The organism is Streptomyces sp. NPDC048411, assembly GCF_040704695.1.
GTDB lineage: Bacteria > Actinomycetota > Actinomycetes > Streptomycetales > Streptomycetaceae > Streptomyces.
The window spans coordinates 75,301-91,932 of the sequence record NZ_JBEZKL010000007.1 but is presented as its reverse complement, the minus strand read 5'-3'; the positions used below and the strand labels follow the sequence as shown (position 1 = coordinate 91,932).

Annotated in this window: 13 protein-coding genes and 2 pseudogenes; 4 read left to right on the top strand and 11 right to left on the bottom strand. The window is 70.4% G+C overall.

Features of this window, described 5'->3' with window-relative positions; genetic code table 11:
- Positions 1 to 88: 88 nt before the first annotated feature.
- Both AB0915_RS04810 and AB0915_RS04805 read right to left on the bottom strand, forming a co-directional pair.
- Complete coding sequence (locus AB0915_RS04810) at positions 89 to 811, bottom strand: alpha/beta hydrolase (protein WP_366689717.1); 723 nt, start codon at positions 809 to 811, stop codon at positions 89 to 91.
- A gap of 51 nt (positions 812 to 862) precedes the next feature.
- Positions 863 to 1,834, bottom strand: a pseudogene (locus tag AB0915_RS04805) (alpha/beta hydrolase).
- Positions 1,835 to 2,221: 387 nt separating this feature from the next.
- Between AB0915_RS04805 and AB0915_RS04800 the strand changes: the two are divergent.
- Positions 2,222 to 2,479, top strand: a complete 258-nt coding sequence (locus tag AB0915_RS04800; RefSeq protein ID WP_366689716.1) for a DUF1275 family protein — start codon at positions 2,222 to 2,224, stop codon at positions 2,477 to 2,479.
- Between the two features lie 57 nt (positions 2,480 to 2,536).
- On the opposite strand, the gene AB0915_RS04795 is transcribed toward AB0915_RS04800, so the two are convergent.
- The 4 genes from AB0915_RS04795 to AB0915_RS04780 all read right to left on the bottom strand — a co-directional run bounded on the left by AB0915_RS04795 (position 2,537) and on the right by AB0915_RS04780 (position 7,978).
- Positions 2,537 to 3,568, bottom strand: coding sequence for a helix-turn-helix domain-containing protein (locus AB0915_RS04795; RefSeq protein WP_366689715.1), 1,032 nt, complete (start codon positions 3,566 to 3,568; stop codon positions 2,537 to 2,539).
- Position 3,569: 1 nt separating this feature from the next.
- The gene (locus AB0915_RS04790) at positions 3,570 to 4,613 is read right to left on the bottom strand and encodes a helix-turn-helix domain-containing protein (protein WP_366689714.1); all 1,044 of its coding nucleotides are present in this window, start codon (positions 4,611 to 4,613) and stop codon (positions 3,570 to 3,572) included.
- Positions 4,614 to 4,713: 100 nt separating this feature from the next.
- Positions 4,714 to 5,652: an alpha/beta hydrolase gene (locus tag AB0915_RS04785; RefSeq protein ID WP_366689713.1), complete on the bottom strand. Its 939-nt coding sequence runs from the start codon at positions 5,650 to 5,652 to the stop codon at positions 4,714 to 4,716.
- A 94-nt stretch (positions 5,653 to 5,746) separates the two neighbouring features.
- A complete protein-coding gene (locus AB0915_RS04780; RefSeq protein WP_366689712.1) occupies positions 5,747 to 7,978 on the bottom strand; it encodes a LuxR C-terminal-related transcriptional regulator in 2,232 nt (743 codons plus the stop codon).
- 126 nt (positions 7,979 to 8,104) lie between these two features.
- On the opposite strand from AB0915_RS04780, the gene AB0915_RS04775 reads away from it, so the two are divergent.
- Positions 8,105 to 9,229 carry a LuxR C-terminal-related transcriptional regulator gene (locus tag AB0915_RS04775; protein WP_366689711.1) on the top strand — a complete coding sequence of 375 codons (1,125 nt, stop codon included), beginning with the start codon at positions 8,105 to 8,107 and terminating at the stop codon, positions 9,227 to 9,229.
- Here the strand turns inward: AB0915_RS04775 and AB0915_RS04770 are convergent.
- Complete coding sequence (locus AB0915_RS04770; RefSeq protein WP_366689710.1) at positions 9,223 to 9,711, bottom strand: carboxymuconolactone decarboxylase family protein; 489 nt, start codon at positions 9,709 to 9,711, stop codon at positions 9,223 to 9,225. The genes AB0915_RS04775 and AB0915_RS04770 overlap by 7 nt on opposite strands.
- A gap of 137 nt (positions 9,712 to 9,848) precedes the next feature.
- On the opposite strand from AB0915_RS04770, the gene AB0915_RS04765 reads away from it, so the two are divergent.
- Together AB0915_RS04765 and AB0915_RS04760 are read left to right on the top strand one after the other, a co-directional pair.
- The gene (locus AB0915_RS04765; RefSeq protein ID WP_366689739.1) at positions 9,849 to 10,817 is read left to right on the top strand and encodes a pirin family protein; all 969 of its coding nucleotides are present in this window, start codon (positions 9,849 to 9,851) and stop codon (positions 10,815 to 10,817) included.
- A 27-nt stretch (positions 10,818 to 10,844) separates the two neighbouring features.
- Positions 10,845 to 11,186: a GNAT family N-acetyltransferase gene (locus AB0915_RS04760; RefSeq protein WP_366689709.1), complete on the top strand. Its 342-nt coding sequence runs from the start codon at positions 10,845 to 10,847 to the stop codon at positions 11,184 to 11,186.
- Positions 11,187 to 11,374: 188 nt separating this feature from the next.
- Here the strand turns inward: AB0915_RS04760 and AB0915_RS04755 are convergent, their stop codons facing one another.
- From AB0915_RS04755 to AB0915_RS04740, 4 genes and pseudogenes are all read right to left on the bottom strand, one after another.
- Positions 11,375 to 13,519 (bottom strand): MMPL family transporter, encoded by a 2,145-nt coding sequence (locus tag AB0915_RS04755; protein ID WP_366689708.1) that lies wholly within the window; start codon positions 13,517 to 13,519, stop codon positions 11,375 to 11,377.
- A 361-nt stretch (positions 13,520 to 13,880) separates the two neighbouring features.
- Complete coding sequence (locus AB0915_RS04750) at positions 13,881 to 14,525, bottom strand: response regulator transcription factor (protein WP_366689707.1); 645 nt, start codon at positions 14,523 to 14,525, stop codon at positions 13,881 to 13,883.
- Positions 14,489 to 15,778, bottom strand: coding sequence for a sensor domain-containing protein (locus AB0915_RS04745; RefSeq protein WP_366689706.1), 1,290 nt, complete (start codon positions 15,776 to 15,778; stop codon positions 14,489 to 14,491). The genes AB0915_RS04750 and AB0915_RS04745 overlap by 37 nt, the downstream gene beginning before the upstream one ends.
- Before the next feature lie 163 nt (positions 15,779 to 15,941).
- A pseudogene (locus AB0915_RS04740) lies at positions 15,942 to 16,358 on the bottom strand (HupE/UreJ family protein); the annotation flags it as partial.
- Positions 16,359 to 16,632 lie beyond the last annotated feature (274 nt).

Sequence of the window (16,632 nt, the reverse complement as noted above, 5' to 3'; positions counted from 1 at the left end):
GATCTCACCCTGCGCCAAGACCGAAGGGCCGCGCGGTCGAACTCTCCGTAGTTCGGCCGCGCGGCCGCCTACGCCGCCTGTCGCCTCGTCAGCTCGTCGCGTGTACCGCGTCGCGGATCAGTTCGGCGACCTCCTCGGGCCGGGACACGGCCACGGCGTGCGAGGCGCCCTCGATCTCGACGATCGTCGCCCCGGCCCGCTTCGCGCCGAAGCGCTGGACCTCGGGGTTGATCGCCCGGTCCGCGCCGGCGACGAGTGCCCAGGAGGGCTTGGTCTTCCACGCGGCGGCCGAGGCCGTCTCCGTGAATGCCGAGGCGGACAGCGGACGCTGTGTCACCGCCAGGACCTTGGTGACCGGGGCCGGGACGTCGGCGGCGAAGATGTCCCCGAACGCCTCGGCCTTGATGGTGACCTCGACACCAGGCTCGGCGCCCTCCACGGGGTACGTCGTCTCCTTCAGGTTGCTGACGAGCGGCGAGAGAGGGAAGCGGCCCTGCAACTCGCCCAGGCTCTCGCCCTCTTCGGTGACATAGGCCGCGATGTAGACCAGCCCGACGACGTTCTCCGCGGCGCCTGCCACGGAGATGAGCGCACCACCATAGGAGTGGCCGACAAGCACCACCGGACCGTCGATCTGAGCAGCCACGGAAGCGATGTACGCGGCGTCGGACACCAGGCCGCGCAGCGGGTTCGGCGGCGCGACCACGGGGACGCCGTGGTTCTGAAGTTCCGCGATGACCCCGGTCCAGCTGGCGGCGTCCGCGAAGGCTCCGTGCACGAGAACGGCTGTGGGGGTGGGGGTGGTGGTCATGCTTGGGTTGTTCTCCTTGTTGTCGGGTGGAAATGAGCGTGGAGCGCGGTGTCAGCCGGCGTGGAGCGCGGTGCGCAGGGTGCCGACGGCCAACGTGATGGCGGCCTGGGCGGCGTGGGTCTCGCGCAGGGCGTTGAGCATGACGAAGTCGTGGATGATGCCCTGGAAACGAACGGCGGTGACGGGGACGCCGGCCTCGCGGAGCTTGTTGGCGTAGGCCTCGCCTTCGTCGCGCAGTACGTCGGCCTCGCCGGTGATGACCAGGGCCGGCGGCAGCCCGGTGAGCTGCTCGGTGGTGGCCCGCAGCGGGGAGGCGGTGATCTGGGCGCGTTCGGCCTCGTCGGTGATGTACTGGGCCCAGAACCACTGCATGCCGTCGCGACGCAGGAAGTAGCCGGTGGCGAACTGGTGGTAGGAGCCGGTGTCGAAGTTCGCGTCGGTGACCGGGTAGAAGAGAACCTGCTGGACCAGCGGTACGTCGCCGCGCTCCTTGGCCATCAGCGTCAGTGCGGCGGTCATGTTGCCACCGACCGAGTCGCCGGCCACGGCCAGCCGGGTGCCGTCGAGGTCCTTGGACCCGCCCTGCTGGACGACCCATCGGGCGACCGCGTAATTCTGCTCGATGGCGACCGGGTAGCGGACCTCGGGAGAGAGGTCGTACTCGGGGAAGACCACGGCGGCGTTCGCGCCGACGGCGAGTTCGCGTACCAGGCGGTCGTGGGTGTGCGCGTTGCCGAACACCCAGCCGGCGCCGTGGATGTAGAGGATCACCGGCAGGGTCCCCTCCACGCCGGCGGGCCTGACGATGCGCGCGCGGACACTGCCCGTCGGACCGTCCGGGACAGTGATCTACTCCTCGTCGATCTGCAGCTTGTCGATCTCGCCGGACTGCACCTCGTCGACCGCCTTGCGCCCCTCGGCGAGCGGCAGGTCGAAGAGGTAGGGCGGATTGGCGATCGCCTCGGCGAACGCGGCTGCCGCCGGCTCCAGCACCGGCTGGACCGGCTCCACGACGTCGGACATGTGAGTCTCCTGAGTTTCCTGTGATGCGCCGGCCTCTCCGGCGAGGCGATTTCGGGCCGGACGTATGGATCTGCGGCACCGTCGGTCACCACGCTAAAACCGTGAAGACGGCGGAGATTGACCGCCAGTGCACCGACGCTGACCCCGCAGTGCAGGGAAAGGAAGGCAGTGCACTGTCGGAACGCATGCAGTGCACTGCCGAGATGCACAGGTGCTTCGGGTCGAAATCGCCTGGCGGCGAAGCAGTTGCGGGCTTCGGGGATTCGGGCTTGGCACCGAGCTGGGAGCCCACCGGGACTTCAGTCCGATGAAGCGTGGGCGCAGTAATTCGATGCGCCCTCGCCTCTCTTCCGCCCGCCGCTGTCACCGAAGTCGGAAGTCCCTGATGTGACCACGACCGTGCTGACCCTGACCCTGACCGAACTGGCCGCGGACTCCGCCTCGGCCGGGCCAGTGCCCCGGCCCGGCCGGCGGATCGTGTCCGTCCTCGCCATGTTCCTCGGCGCCCTCGCCGGTGCCGTGCTCCTGCGGCACGCCGGACTCGCCCCCATTCTGGGCCTGGCGCTGGTGCTGCTCGCGGCGACCTCTGTGGCCGGGCATCGCCTCTCGGCCTCGAACGCCGCCTGGACCAGGCCGCAGTCGTGAAGGGGCGCGAGCCCCGCACCCGGGTCGTGGTGCGGGGCCCGCCTCTTCCGGTCGGTCTCAGACCGACCGGCCCCGGTCGGCCGTTCGCCGCTGCCGCGTGCCGGCGCTCGCACGCCACTGGGTCGGGGACACCCCGTAGGCGCGGCGGAAGGCATGGCTGAAGTGGGCCGGGCTGGTGAAGCCCCAGCGGGCGGCCACGGCCGAGATCGCCAGGTCGGCCGCGCCGGGACGGGCCAGTTCGGCCCTGCACGCCTCGAGTCGCCGTTGGCGTACCCAGCCGCTGACCGTGGTGCCCTGCGCGTGGAAAAGCTTGTGCAGGTAGCGCAGGGAGATGTGATGCTCGTCGGCGAGCATGCGGGGAGACAGCTCGGGCTCGCCGAGGCGGCACTCGACGGAGGCCTTGATCCGGTCCAGCACCGTGACCGGCCCCGCCTCGGCCCCGGGCCGCCCGTCCGTGTCCACCAGGTCTTCGGCCAGGGTCGAGAGCAGACCCGTGACGGTGCGCGCGAGTCGCTCGCGTACCTGGGGCGAGGCGGAGCCGATCTCCTGCGCCAGCCCGGACAGGAGCGGCAGAATCAGTTCTGACGGCCTGTCGGCCGTGCCGCAGACGGCCCTCGCGGTGACCCGGCGCATCTCCGCCTCGTCCAGCTTCAGGATCGGGCGGGGAACCATCAGGACACAGGCCCGGTGCGGCTCCGGCAGGACAAGGGTGAACGGTCGGCTCGCGTCGTAGAAGGCCAGGACTCCCGGGTGCAGCTGCGCGGCGCGACCGTCCTGGAACAGCAGCGTCGAACCCTCCAGCTGGACGCGGGCGAACATGTACGCGCGGCCGTCTGCCGCCGCTCCCTCCGGGGTCCGGAGCACCTTCACGGGGTCCGACTCCTCGGTCGCGACCTGAAGCGATCCCAGCCGGTCCGCCTTGAGGGACCCCTTCCAGGACCGCGGGTCTCCCCGGACGACCAGGTCCAGATCGACGTAGGCCCGCGAAAGGGCCCCCTTCCAGGCCGGGACGCTGCCCGCGGGCCCGACGGTCTCCGTGGACAGGTCCATCGGCGGCACATCGGCCGTCAGCAGTGCTCGGTCCGGCATGTCACTCGTCTCCCTCGACGGAGCATCGGCTCCGCTCGTGTCGCAGCCACTCGGTCGGCGACGTCCCGTACTCCCGGCGAAACGCCCGTCCGAAATGGGACGTGCTGGTGAATCCCCAGCGGCGGGCGACGCTTCCCACGCCGGTGCCCCGCGCGGCGGTGGCCGTCAGCTCCCGGCGGCACTCCTGCATGCGCAGCTCACGGATCCAACGGCTGACCGTCGTGCCCTCCCCCTCGAACAGCCGGTGCAGATACCGCACCGAGATGTGATGGGCCCGTGCGACGGCCTCGGGGGTGAGGTCCGGTTCCGCCAGATGCCAGCGGATGAACCGGTGGATGCGCAGCAGCAGGACGCGGTCAGCGCCGGGCAACCTCGTCGGCTCCGCGCCGAGTTGCTGCGCCGCGGCCGCGGCCAGCAGGTCCACCGCGCTGCCGGCCAGTTGCTCGGCGGCGGACGGGGAGTACGACTCGGACGTGTCCGCCAGGCGCGACATGAACGGCGAGAGCAGGGCCGCCAGCCCGGTCTCCGGGCGCATGGACCTCGCCGTGATCTGCCTGATGTCCGCCTCCGCCAGGCCCAGGAGGTTCCGGGGCACGGCGAAGATCTTCAACTGGAACCGTCGGGGAAACCGTGTACGGAAGGGGCGAATCGTCTCGAAGAACGCGACATCGCCCGGTCGTAGCTCCGTGGCGCGGTCATCCTGCTCGACCTGGGCGAGGCCCCTGGTGAGTACGGCGGCGAACACCTCCTGGCCGTCGCCGCGGGCGATGAAGCGCGGGGCCCGGTGGACCACTCCGGGATCGCACTCGACCGTGCTGATCCGAAGGTCGCCGAGCTGGTCCGTACGCATGGTGGCGGCGTACGTGCCCCCATCCGCGGAGATGTCCATCCCCACGAGCTGCGCGAGGACGGCGTCGTGCCAGAAGTCCATGCTCTCGCTGAGGGGCACGGTGCTCGTGCACAGCACCTGACGCGGGCGTCGCCGCGTGGCGGAGTCCTGGACGTGGACACCGTCTCCCGGGAAGGAACCGAAACTCGTCGACATACCGGCCAGCGTGCCGTCACCCGGGTGGCGGACGCATCAGTCGGCCGACTGGTCCGGCCCCGCCTGCTCCGTCCTGCCCGGGCACAGCGGGCAGCCGCCCTCACCTCAGGTGGCCGCGAAGGAAGGATCCTCCCAGCAGCACGGCCGCCCGCGTGGGCGGGCTGTCGCGCAACGCGGTCAGCGACACGAAGTCGTGGACCGTGCCCAGGAACCGGGCTGTGGTCACCTCGACTCCGGCACGACGCAGCCGGTCCGCGTACCGCTCGCCCTCGTCCCGTGTCACGTCGGCCTCCGCCGTGATCACCAGCGCCGGCGGCAGCCCGGTGAGCTCCGCGACGCTCGCACGCAACGGGGACGCGGCCGGCTCGTCCCGCTGCCGGGGATCGTCGGCGTACTGCTGCCAGTACGAGCGCAGCGCCTCCCGGGTGAGCAGATAGCCCGTGGCGAACTGCCGCTGGGAGGGGCTGTCGCAGCGGGCGTCGGTGAGCGGGTAGTACAGCAGTTGGGCGCGGACCCTCGGGCCGCCGCGCGACTTCGCCATCAGCGTGAGCGCCGTGGCCACGGTGGCGCCGGCGCAGTCTCCGGCGACCGCCAGCCGGTCGGCGTCGAGGCCGAGTGCCCCCGCCTGCCGGACCAGCCAGGTCATCAGCGCGTAGCACTCCTCGAGGGCCACGGGGTAGCGGGCCTCGGGAGTACGGCTGTACTCGGGGACGACAGCGGCCACGCCGGCGCCTCGCACGAGCTCGCTGACGAGCCGTGCGTGGGTCTGTGCGTCTCCCAGCATCCACCGGCCCCCGTGGGCGTAGAGCACCGTGGGAAGCGGGCCGGTGAGGCCCGACGGCCTGAAGATCCAGAAGCCGACCAGGCCGGAGGGCCCCACGGGCGCCACGTGGAAGGTGGCGTCCACCTCGAAGTCGTCGACCAGGTGGATCTGAGACTCCCGCAACGCCTGTCGGCCGTCGACCGGTCCCAGCTCGTGCAGAAAGGGGGGTGCCGTGGACGCGTCGACGAGCCGCTGCACCAACGGATCAAGGATCACGGCCGACGGTCGCCTTTCCCCCGCTTCCCCCTCGGGGTACGACTGCATCCGGTTCGCCTCTCGCGCGGCCCTCGGGGTTCTGGTTCGTCGCCCGTCACCTGTCGTGCAGGAGGTCCCGCAGTTGGTGGCGGCTGCTGATGCCGAGCTTCGGATAGATGTTGTAGAGGTGCGAGCCCACGGTACGCGGCGAAAGGAAGAGCCGATCGCCGATCTCGCGATTCGACAGTCCGTTCGCGGCCAGCCGCGTGATCTGCTGTTGCTGGGCCGTCAGTTCGGCCAGGCGATCGGCCGACGCGGGAGCCTGGGCCACCCCGGTCGCGCGCAGCTCACCGCGGGCCCACGCGGCAAGGTGCCGGGCGTCGAGCCGGGCCGCGACCTCCAGCACCGCGGTCAGCTGCGCTCGGGCCTCCAGGGGCCTTCTGCTCCTGCGCAACCAGATCGCGTAGTGGAGACGGGCCCGGGCCCGCTCCAAGGGCCACGTGTCCGCCTCCGGATTGACCAGGGCCAGCCGGAAGTGGTGCTCGGGGTCGGCATCCTCGTCCACGAGGGCCGCCGCATGATGCATCAGGAGCGTCATCCGCGTCGTCGGTCGCGCACCCTGGCGTTCCCGTACGTCCCCGAGGATGCGCGCCGCCTCCTGCTGCCGGCCGATGCGCCGGGCGGCTGCGGCCAGTTCGCTGATGGAGTGCGGTGAAAGGAAGGGATCAAGGGGCGAGCCGTCCTCCCCGAACAACGCCCGCAAGTGCCGGAAGGCCCGGTCAGCGTCCCCGAGGACCATCGCGGTCAGACCGCAGGCCCGCAGCATCCTGGCGTGTGTGGACCGGTTCTCGTCCAGACTGACGGAGCGCCAGTGGGGCCCGGTGAACGGGACGTCCGGCATCGTCTCACCACGAAGCGCGCGGAGGGTCACCTCCAGGGCTTCGAGGTCCATGTCGACACGGGTCAACCGGTGGACGGCGGCGGCGGACCGGCCCTCCTCGATCACCGCCTCGGCCTCGGCCCACCGCCCGATGCTCACGAGGGTGTCCACCTGGGCCGCGAGCGTCCATGCGCGCGGCCCCAGCGTTCCCCGCGTGCCACGGAGCGCTCCGGCCTGCCGATACTTCTCCGCGCACAGCTCCGACTCGTCGGCGTAGTGGGCGACCGAGGCGGTCGCCAGCAGACGGGTCAGCCGGCCCGCACCGTCGAGGGGTTCGGAGAGGGGGACGGTCAACCTTCGCAGCGCTTCGCTGCCGCCCTGTACGGCAGAATCGATCCCCGCCGACACGGCGGCCTCCAGGGAGGCGAGGACCTCGGGCCCGGCGAGCTCGTGGAAGAACCCGTCCTGCTGTGCGCACCGGTCCTTCTCGGCCTGCGCTGCCCGGACCGCGTGGTCGAGCAGTCGCGTCAACCGCAGCCGATGCTCGGGCAGCCCGGACTGGCGGGAGATCCCCGTGGCGACCGCGGCCAGCGCGAAGGAGGTCGTTGCACGGCTCGGCGGCGTGCGCTGCCACACGTCGAGCAGGAGGTCGAAGGCCTCCCGCTGGAACGAGAGCAGCGACAGCGCTCCACTCATGGCGCAGGCCGCGACGCACAGCAGTTCCGGGTCGCCGTTCACCCGGGTGAACCGTTCGTACAGGTCGCGCACCCATTCCGGGTCCCCGACGTCGCTCGCGACGGCCAGCGCTCCGGCCAGACGCCGAGCCCGGTCGTGGACGCCGGGGCTGAAGCGTGCGGCTTGTTCCAGTGCCTTCGCCGAGGCGAAGCAGTCTCCGGTCTGCGCGGCCTGGGTGGCGGCTTCCTCCAGGGCCGCAGCCACCGCCTCGTCCGGGCCGATGGCTGCTGCGGCCAGGTGCCAGGCCCGACGTGCGGCGACCTGGCCTCGTGCGGCGGCGAGATCCCGGTGGGCCTGCTGCCGCAGCTTCGCGGCGTGCCGGTGGAATGCCGCAGTGCGGATCAGCGGGTTGCGGAACGCGAGACGGCCGTCGGCGATGGTGATCAGGTCGGCTTCCTCCGCCTGGACCCACACGCTGAGGTCGTGGGTGCCCAATGCGGCCATGACGGTGACGAGTTCGTCCTCCTGCAAGGAGGCCGCGGCGTACAGCAGGGCCCGCTGCGTTTCCTCGGGCAACTCGTCCAGTCGTGCGGCGAACATCTGCTGGATACGCGCCGTCTGCCGCGGGTCCGCACCTGCCGGTGCCGGCCCGCTTGCGCCGTACGCCGCCCGGCTCAGCTCGACGACCGCCAGCGGGTTCCCCTCCGCCTGCCGGAGCAGGTCCAGCCTGGCCCGTCCCGCGGGTGCGCCGGGCTGCGCATCCAGAAGCCGGGCCGATGCCCGGTGCGACAACGGGCCGAGCGACAGATCGGCGGCCTCATCACGCCGTCGTCGACAAGGATCGACTGCCTCTGGCCACAGGTGGTCAGCCACCCGTTCACGGACCGGGAGGAGGCTCTGAAAGGCCTGACCCACGCGGTGGACACACTGCAGGACGGTTCCCTGTCCGACTTCGTCGTGCTCGGCGCCACAGCCTGGATCCTGGACGAGACCGACCAGGCCGTACGCCTGCTCGGCCAGGCCCTGGACCATCTGCGACGGGCTGCGACGGCCGGCGCCAACTGCACCGTCGCGCAGGCCCTCGCCCTCGCACAGTTCGAGAGCGGAGCCTGGACCGCGGCCCGATCCGCCGCCGAGGACGCCTTCTGGATGGCGACAGAGTCAGGCGCGGACAACGTCACCGTGGGATCATCGATCCTGCGGGCCACGCTGCTCGCCGCCCGAGGGGACCACGAGGCCGCGCGTGCGCAGGCCGGCGATGCCGTCCGCGGCGTCGACCTGCTCGATTCCCGCAGCCTGTATGTGCGTCACTGCCAGGCGCTCGGCACGGCAGCCGTGGCGGAGGGCGACCACAAGGCGGCGTACGAGCACTTCCGGCGCATGTTCACCCAGGACTTCCACCCCGCACCCGTGCACTACCACGCTTCCCTGTACCACCTCGCCGATCTTGCCGCCGCAGCCGTCCGCGCCGGCCAGGCGGACGACGCCCGCTCCGTGCTCCGCGCCGCAGAGACGACCCTGGGCGCGTCCCGCTCCGCCCGCCTTGACGCGATCGTGCATCGTGCCTCGGCCCTGCTGAGCGATCCCGAGGACGCGGAGCCCCATTTCCGTGCGGCGCTCGCCGACCCGGCCTGCCTCCGATGGCCTTTCGAGCACGCCCTCGCGCAGTTGGACTTCGGCGAGTGGCTGCGGCGGCGCCGACGGGCCGCGGAGGCACGCACCGTTCTCGGCACTGCCCTCGGAATCTTCGAACGGCTCGACGCACGCCCCTGGATCGAGCGAACCACGGCCGAACTCCGCGCGGCAGGCGTGGCCGTGGCGGATTCCGCGGCGCCCGAAGCGGTGGCCGACCTGACGCCGCAGGAGTTGCAGATAGCCCAACTGGCCGCGGAGGGCCTGACCAACCGGGACATCGGCGCCCGGCTCTATCTGTCTCCCCGTACCATCGGCTTTCATCTGCACAAGATCTTCCCCAAGCTCGGCATCACGGGCCGCACCCAACTGCGCGATGTCCTCGGCCCTGCACGCCTGCCGGATCACTGAGGGGGGATTCCCCGCACGGGGTGCTTACTCAGGATGGAGACCCGGTTGAAGGCGTTGATGGTGATCGCCACCCAGATCACCGCGGAGATCTCGTCCTCGGTGAGGACCTGGCGGGCCGCGGCGTACGCTCTCTCCTGCTCGACGGCGTGCGCGGGTTCGGTGGTCGCCTCCGCAAGGGCGAGTGCCGCGCGTTCCCGGACCGTGAAAAGTTCGGTGTCGCGCCAGGCAGCCAGCACACCCAGGCGCTGCGTCGTCTCGCCGGCGCGCAGCGCGGCCCCGGTGTGCACGCTGAGGCAGTACGCGCAGCCGTTGATCTGCGACACGCGGAGGTTGATCAGCTCCACCAGACCGCGGTCGATCCCCGCCTCGGCGGCGGCCGCGCGGACCGCGTCGGCCGTCCCGACGAGTGCGCGGTAGGCCTGGGGGCTCTGCTTGTCGATGTAGACCCGTCGGCTTGCCAGGTCTGCTGTCGTGTCACTCAACGTGGACTCCTCCAGGGCCGCTTCCGGCCCTCGCTCCTCTGCCGTGCGCATGCGGGGGCATGGACTTAGTATGCAGAATGATTGTTGAATATGAAATCATCATTGGCTGAGAGGGGCGTGCGGTGAGCGATGTCGAAGTGGATCCGGTCGAACAGCGGCAGGATGCGGCAGGCCACGGCGAGTCTGCCGTGCAACGTGTCGATGTGCTGTCCGCGCGGGACGTCCCGTTGGGCGGGCCGCGCGCGATGACGGTACGGCGCACGCTGCCGCAGCGGGCGCGGACGCTGATCGGGGCCTGGTGCTTCATCGACCACTACGGCCCCGACGACGTCGCCGACACAGGTGGCATGGACGTGGCTCCTCATCCGCACACCGGTCTGCAGACCGTGAGCTGGCTGTTCAGCGGAGAGATCGAGCACCGCGACAGCCTCGGCAGCCACGCGCTCGTCCGGCCCGGCGAGCTCAACCTCATGACCAGCGGGTACGGCATCAGCCACTCGGAGGTCTCCACCGCCCGCACCACCGCGCTGCACGGCGTCCAGTTGTGGGTGGCTCTGCCGGAAGAACACCGGCACACCGGACGTGACTTCCAGCACTACGTCCCGCGACGGGTCCGGGTGGACGGAGCCGACATCAGGGTATTCCTGGGCTCGTTGGCGGGTGATGCCTCTCCGGTACGGACCTTCACACCCTTGCTCGGCGCCGAACTCGTTCTCGACCCGCGCTCGACGACCACCTTCCGCGTGGATCCCGGCTTCGAGCACGGCCTGCTCGTCGACGAAGGGAACGTACGTGTCGACGGAACACTTCTGCACCCGGCCGAGTTGGGATACATCGGCACCGGAGGCGACGCCCTGACCCTGACGAACGAGACGGAAAGCCCGGCCCGCGTGGTGCTGTTGGGCGGCACACCGTTCCAGGAATCGATCGTCATGTGGTGGAACTTCATCGGTCGCAGCCACGAGGACATCGTCGAAGCGCGGGCAGCGTGGGAGAACGCCTCCGATCGTTTCGGAAGTGTCGACGGTTACGAAGGCGGCCGCATTCCCGCGCCGGGCCTTCCGAACGCCCGCATCGCACCACGCAAGAATCCTGCACCCCACTGAGTGACGTACGACACCGAAAGGCCCGTCATGACCCAGCACGCATCCGAGCCGACCGTTCAGAGAGTCGACTCCAGGCACCGTTACGAGGTCCTGGTCGACGGCGAACGCGCGGGCCTCACCGCCTACCGCGACCGCGACGGACAACGTGTCTTCTTTCACACCGAGATCGACGACGCCTTCGCAGGCCAGGGCCTGGCCTCGCTCCTCGTGGAGCAGGCCCTGACCGACGTACGCGCCTCCGGAAAGCGCATCGTGCCGGTCTGTCCGTACGTGGCGAAGTTCCTCAAGAAGCACGACGAGTTCGCGGACATCACCGACCCGGTGACGCCGGAGGTCGTGCAGTGGCTGGAGACCGCCCTGAAGCGGTGACCGCCCCGCGGCTCGCGTCGCACGTCCCCTCCTGTCACTTCCGGGCAAACAGCGGTGCGCTCGAGGACAACAGGGCCGCCGCGCCGGTCGGACGAGAGAGCGCGAAGGGCTGGAAGGCTGAGCGGAGCTGCCCGCCGGAGGTGTCCGGCTGAACAGCCCCTGCCTTCCGGCCCTTGGCTATGTCAGGGCTATACGCCACCGCCTCGACTGCCCGCGGGTACCGCGGCCGGCGTGGACTGTTCGCCCGCCGCGGGCGGTGCGGTGTCCGTGCCGACGGGGCGGCCCGGCCACCAGAAGGTACGGCCGACGTCCAGGGCCAGGGCCGGGACGAGGACGGACCGCACGAGGAAGGTGTCGATCAGGACACCGACGGCCACGACGATTCCGATCTCGATGAACGCCACCTGCGGGGCCGCGGTGAGCGCGGCGAACGTCGCCGCCAGCACCGCGCCGGCGCTGGTGATGACGCCGCCGGTGGAGGTGAGTCCGCTCAGTACCCCGGCGCGGTGGCCGCGGTGACCGACCTCCTCACGGATCCGGTGGATGAGGAAGATGTTGTAGTCGACGCCGAGTGCCACCAGGAACAGGAAGCCGATCAGCATGACCTGGATGTCCACCGCGGGGAATCCCAGGACGTGCTGGAACAGCTGCCAGCTGATGCCGAGGGCGGCGAAGTAGGACAGCACCACGGTCGCCATCAGCAGCAGGGGCGCAACCAGGGCCCGGAGCAGGACGGCCAGGATGAGGAAGACCACGGCAAGCACCAGCGGGATCACCGCCTTGCGGTCGTGGGCCTGCGCCTCGGTCTTCTCCTGTGCCATCGCGGTCGGGCCGCCGACCTTGGCGTCGGCGCCGGGGACGGCGTGCACGGCGGCGCGGATGCGGTCGACCGTGCGGGCCGCCGCCGCGCTGTCCGGGCTGTCCTTCAGCACGGCCCGGGTGCTGGCGAGAGTGCCGTCCGTGGACTTCTCCGGCGCGGCGACCTCGGCAACCCCGTCGATGCCCTTCAGCGCGGCGGCGACCGCGGGTGCGGCCTCGGCCTTGCTGATCACCTCGGCGGGCCTGCTCTGGCCGGCCGGGTAGTGGTCGGCGAGGAGTTCCTGGCCGGCGATCGAGCCGGGCTTGCCGACGATGAGATGCTCGTCGTCGAGACCGGTCTTCAGGCCGAGCGAGCCGAGGGCCAGCACGGTGAGGACGAGGGCGGAGCCGATCCACACCAGGCGCGGACGACGGGAGATCCTGCCGCCGACCCGGTCCCACAGGCGGTGGTTGGCGTTCTTCACGGCCACTCCGGCGCGCGGCACATTGGGCCAGAACACCCAGCGTCCGAGGATCACCAGAACGGCCGGGAAGAGCGTGGTCATCGCGGCGAGACCGCAGATGATGGCGATGGCCCCGGCAGGGCCGAGCGTGTAGTTGAAGCCGACGTCCGCCTGTGTCAGGCAGAGCAGCCCGATGCTGACGGTCGCCGCGGACGCCGCGATCGCGGGGACAGCCCTGCGGACCGCGGTCTGCAGGGCCTCGTGCCGGTCCTCGTGGACCCGCAGTTCCTCGCGGTAGCGGGCCAGCAGCAGCATCGCGTAGTCGGTGCCGACACCGAACAGCAGTGCCGTCACGACGATCTCGTTGCCGCCGCCGACCGTGAGCCCGAAGCCCTCGGCGAGGAGGTACGAGACAGCCTGCGTGGTGAGGAACGCGACACCGACGGTGAGCAGGGGCAGCAACCACAGGATGGCACTGCGGTACATGATCAGGAGCAGGGCGGCGACGACGAGGACCGTGATGAGGGTCAGCGCGCGGCCGGTCGACTCCCGTGCGTCGGCGGCGTCCAGCGAGTTGCCCGCCGGGCCGGTGAGTCTGGCTTCAAGGCCGTCCGGCCGGTCGGCGGTGGCCCGGGTCCGTACCTTCTCCGCGTTGTCCGCGAGTGCGGTGCCGTCCTCCTTGTCGAGGGGCACGAACGCGGTCAGTGCCTTGCCGTCGTCGGATGGCCTGGCCGGCCCGACCTCACCGGCCGCGAAGGTCGCGAACTCCTTGATGTCGGACGCGACCTTGGCCTTGTCCTCGGCGGTCAGCCCGCTGTCCCGTACGTAGACGACGATGCCGAGGGAGATCTTGCCGTCGGCGAACCGGTCGGCGAGTCCGGCGACATCGGTGGACTCGGCCCCTCGGGGCAGCTCGATGGTCAGCTCGTCCTTCGCGATCTCCGAGAGCTGTCCGGCGAGGGGCACGGACGCGACGACGATGATCAGCCAGGTGATCAGCGTCAGCCACTTGCCCTTCCTTCCTCCTGGCGATTTCAGGAGCCGGTCGGCCCAGCGGTGCGGTCGTGACATGGGGACTCCTCGTCCAGGGTGCGGGATGTGCGGGGCACGGGCGCGTGGTGCGTGGTGCGTAGGGGAACGGTTCAGGCGGCGGGCTGTTCGGCGAGCGCCGCCTCCGCGTCGTGGCGCTGGATCCAGAAGGTGTCGGCGACGATCACGAGATCGGCCCGTGCGGTGGACCCGTCGGCGAAGGGAAGTTCCACGCCGTCGAGGTCCTCGGCGTAGCCGGTGCACCGGCTGTCCAGGCGCAGGGAGTCCGCCGGGAGGCGGGCGGCGAGCAGGGCTGATTTCCCTGATTTCCCCGAATGAGGTCATGACTCATCGGGCGCAGCACGCCCGCGGGGGCTATACGGCGCCTGTACAGCGAGAGTTGTCAGGAATTCAGATAGGCGAGGACGGCGAGAACGCGACGGTTGTCGTCGTCGGACGGTACGAGGTCGAGTTTCGTGAAGACATTCGATGTGTGCTTGGTGACGACCTTCTCGCTGACACCGAGCCGCCCGGCGATGGCGGCGTTGGAGCGGCCCTCCGCCACCAGTCCAAGCACTTCCCGTTCCCGTGCGGTGAGCCGGCCCAGGGGGGCGTCGGAGGCGTTGCCCGCCAGGAGCTTCGCCACCACATCGGGGTCCATCGCGCTGCCGCCCGCGGCCACCCGGCGCACACAGTCGATGAACTGGCGGCTGTCGAAGACGCGGTCCTTGAGCAGATAGCCGACCCCGCCCGAACCGTCCGCCAGCAGCTCACGGGCGTAGAGCTGTTCCACGTACTGCGAGAGCACGAGCACCGGGAGCCCCGGGATCCGGCTGCGCGCCTCGATGGCGGCGCGCAGGCCCTCGTCGGTGAAGGTGGGCGGGAGCCGTACGTCGACGAGCGCGATGTCCGGCCGGTGTTCGATCAGGGCGTCCAGGAGGGCGGGGCCGGTGTCCACAGCGGCGGCGATCTCGAATCCATGGGCGGTCAGGAGGCGCACGAGCCCTTCCCTCAGGAGGAAGAGGTCTTCGGCGAGAACCATGCGCACGGGATCTCCATCGTCGCCATCGTCGGACCACCCTGAGGGCTGTTCACGGCAAGTATGCCGTCGAATGCGGCAATGCGGCTCTCAATTCCGCGCAGCCCCGTTCCTGCGGATGCCGCGGCGCCACCGACCCCGTCGTCGGTCAGGCTGATGCGCAGGGCGTCCCGGTCGTGCCTGATGTCGATCCATACCCTCCCCGCCTTCGCGTGTTTCGCCACATTCGTCAGCAGTTCACTGACGGCGAAGTACGCGGCGGACTCGACGGGGGCGTCCAGCCGGCCGGGCAGGTCGACCACCACATCGACAGGGAGCGGACTGTCCAGCGCCAGGGCGCGCACGGCGTCTCCCAGACCCCGGTCGGAGAGGACCGGCGGATGGATTCCCCGTACGAGGTCGCGGAGTTCGCTCAGCGCCTTGGAGGACGAGTCCCTGGTCTCCATCAACAGGGTTCGCGCTGCCTCGGGGTTGGAGTCCAGGAGTTGTTCGACGGCATCCAGGTTCATGCCCATCGCGACGAGCCTGGCCTGCGCCCCGTCGTGGAGGTCGCGCTCGATCCTGCGGAGCTCCGCCGCCTGGCTGTCGACGACCGCGCCTCGGGTGCGGGTCAAATGACCGACCCGTGCGGCGAGTTCGGCGCTCGGCTGGCGGCCGAGAAGGGTGCGGGTGAAGCGGCCATGGGTCGTGATCAGCTTCGGTCCTGCCCACAGCCCCAGCCCGATGAACCCCATGCCGACGAAGGGCATCAGCCAGGTGCGCAGACCGGTCTCGCCGTGTACGTGGATCAGTCCTGCGTAGTGGTCGTCGTATCCGGCGGACACGAGGTCGTCCCAGACGAACGGGAAGACCAGGCCCTCCAGTCCGTAGACGAGCAGTGCCGCCGGCATGAGGGCGAGGACGGTGCCGGCGACGGGGTCGGTGATCGTCCACAGCATGTCCCGCCAGGTGGCGGGGTCGGACAGGAGTTGCCTGCAGTGTCGCCACCGGCCGAAGAAGCCGGGCTCCCGCGGCGGCAGTTCACGGTACGGCTGGGCGATCCGGACCCCCGACCAGACGTGGGCCAGCCTCCGCGACCGGTTCGCCAGCTTCCTGACGGCGGCCACGACCAGCGGCAGGAGCAGGACGCCCACGCCGAGGCCGAGATAGACCAGGGAGATCACCATCAGGACGAACAGGACGAGCTGAGGCGCCTTCTGCGCCGCCAGAGCCAGCCCCTGCAGTGGCGGCTGCCAGAGCTTGGGCGGTGCGGGTGTCGTCATCCGGGCCTCCTCGGTTCGGAACCTCTTGGTCCCTGCAGGCATCAGTCTGTCCTGCGACCGCTCCGGGAACATTGGGCCTGTCCCCCCTCTTCCAGGGGGGACCTAGGTCCCCCGCCTCGATGCCGGCGTTGAAGCTCAGCAGCGACAGCAGCAGTTCCCAGGACCGGTTCTCGTCGATGCCGAGCGCGCCGGCGAAGCCCAGGCCGTGGACGAGGCCGAAGAGGAAGACGGCCGGCAGCCACCAGCGCCCGGTCCCCTCGCGGTCGCGCAGGGCGACGTTGGCCAGCGCCACGACGGCGATCGAGGCGGCGATGACGGGCTCCACGACGGATCCCGGCACGTTCACGACGCCCGTGGCAGCCAGGAGGAACGTGACGCTGTGCGCGGCCGTGAAGGTGGTCGTCGCGAGAACGATGTCGCGCAGACCACGGGCGCCGATGAGCAGCGACAGCAGGAAGAGGACGGCGTACGCCGCCGTCAGATTGCCGCTCACGAGGAGCAACGCCGCAAGCGCTGCCCCCGCGAGCCGTTGTCCACCTGATCCGCCAACCGGCCGTACGCGCCGCTCTGCGGGCCGCATCAGCAGCCGTCCTTCCGGCTCGCCACAAGGTGTAGGGCACGCCGTGAAGATGCATGACATGCCCGCGGCGAATCCTGGGTGGCGCAGATGAATGGAGTGAAATCCCCCGTAAACAACCAGTGAAAGGATTGTCGGTGGGCTAGGTTCTGGATCACTTTCAGTGTCGGCGCCAGAGCCACGGAGGGTCACCGCAACCGAGATCATGAAGAGCGGCCGCGACGGATGCGACGGCTCCGCCCGTTCCGTGAGGGTCTGTCAAACGGGCTCTGTCGCA

What these genes read in the sequence shown, in the direction of transcription:
- AB0915_RS04795 (WP_366689715.1), bottom strand. Translation starts at nt 3,568, where the DNA reads ATGCCGGACCGAGCACTGCTGACGGCCGATGTGCCGCCGATGGACCTG.
- AB0915_RS04810 (WP_366689717.1), bottom strand. Translation starts at nt 811, where the DNA reads ATGACCACCACCCCCACCCCCACAGCCGTTCTCGTGCACGGAGCCTTC.
- AB0915_RS04755 (WP_366689708.1), bottom strand. Translation starts at nt 13,519, where the DNA reads ATGTCACGACCGCACCGCTGGGCCGACCGGCTCCTGAAATCGCCAGGA.
- AB0915_RS04760 (WP_366689709.1), top strand. Translation starts at nt 10,845, where the DNA reads ATGACCCAGCACGCATCCGAGCCGACCGTTCAGAGAGTCGACTCCAGG.
- AB0915_RS04790 (WP_366689714.1), bottom strand. Translation starts at nt 4,613, where the DNA reads ATGTCGACGAGTTTCGGTTCCTTCCCGGGAGACGGTGTCCACGTCCAG.
- AB0915_RS04745 (WP_366689706.1), bottom strand. Translation starts at nt 15,778, where the DNA reads ATGACGACACCCGCACCGCCCAAGCTCTGGCAGCCGCCACTGCAGGGG.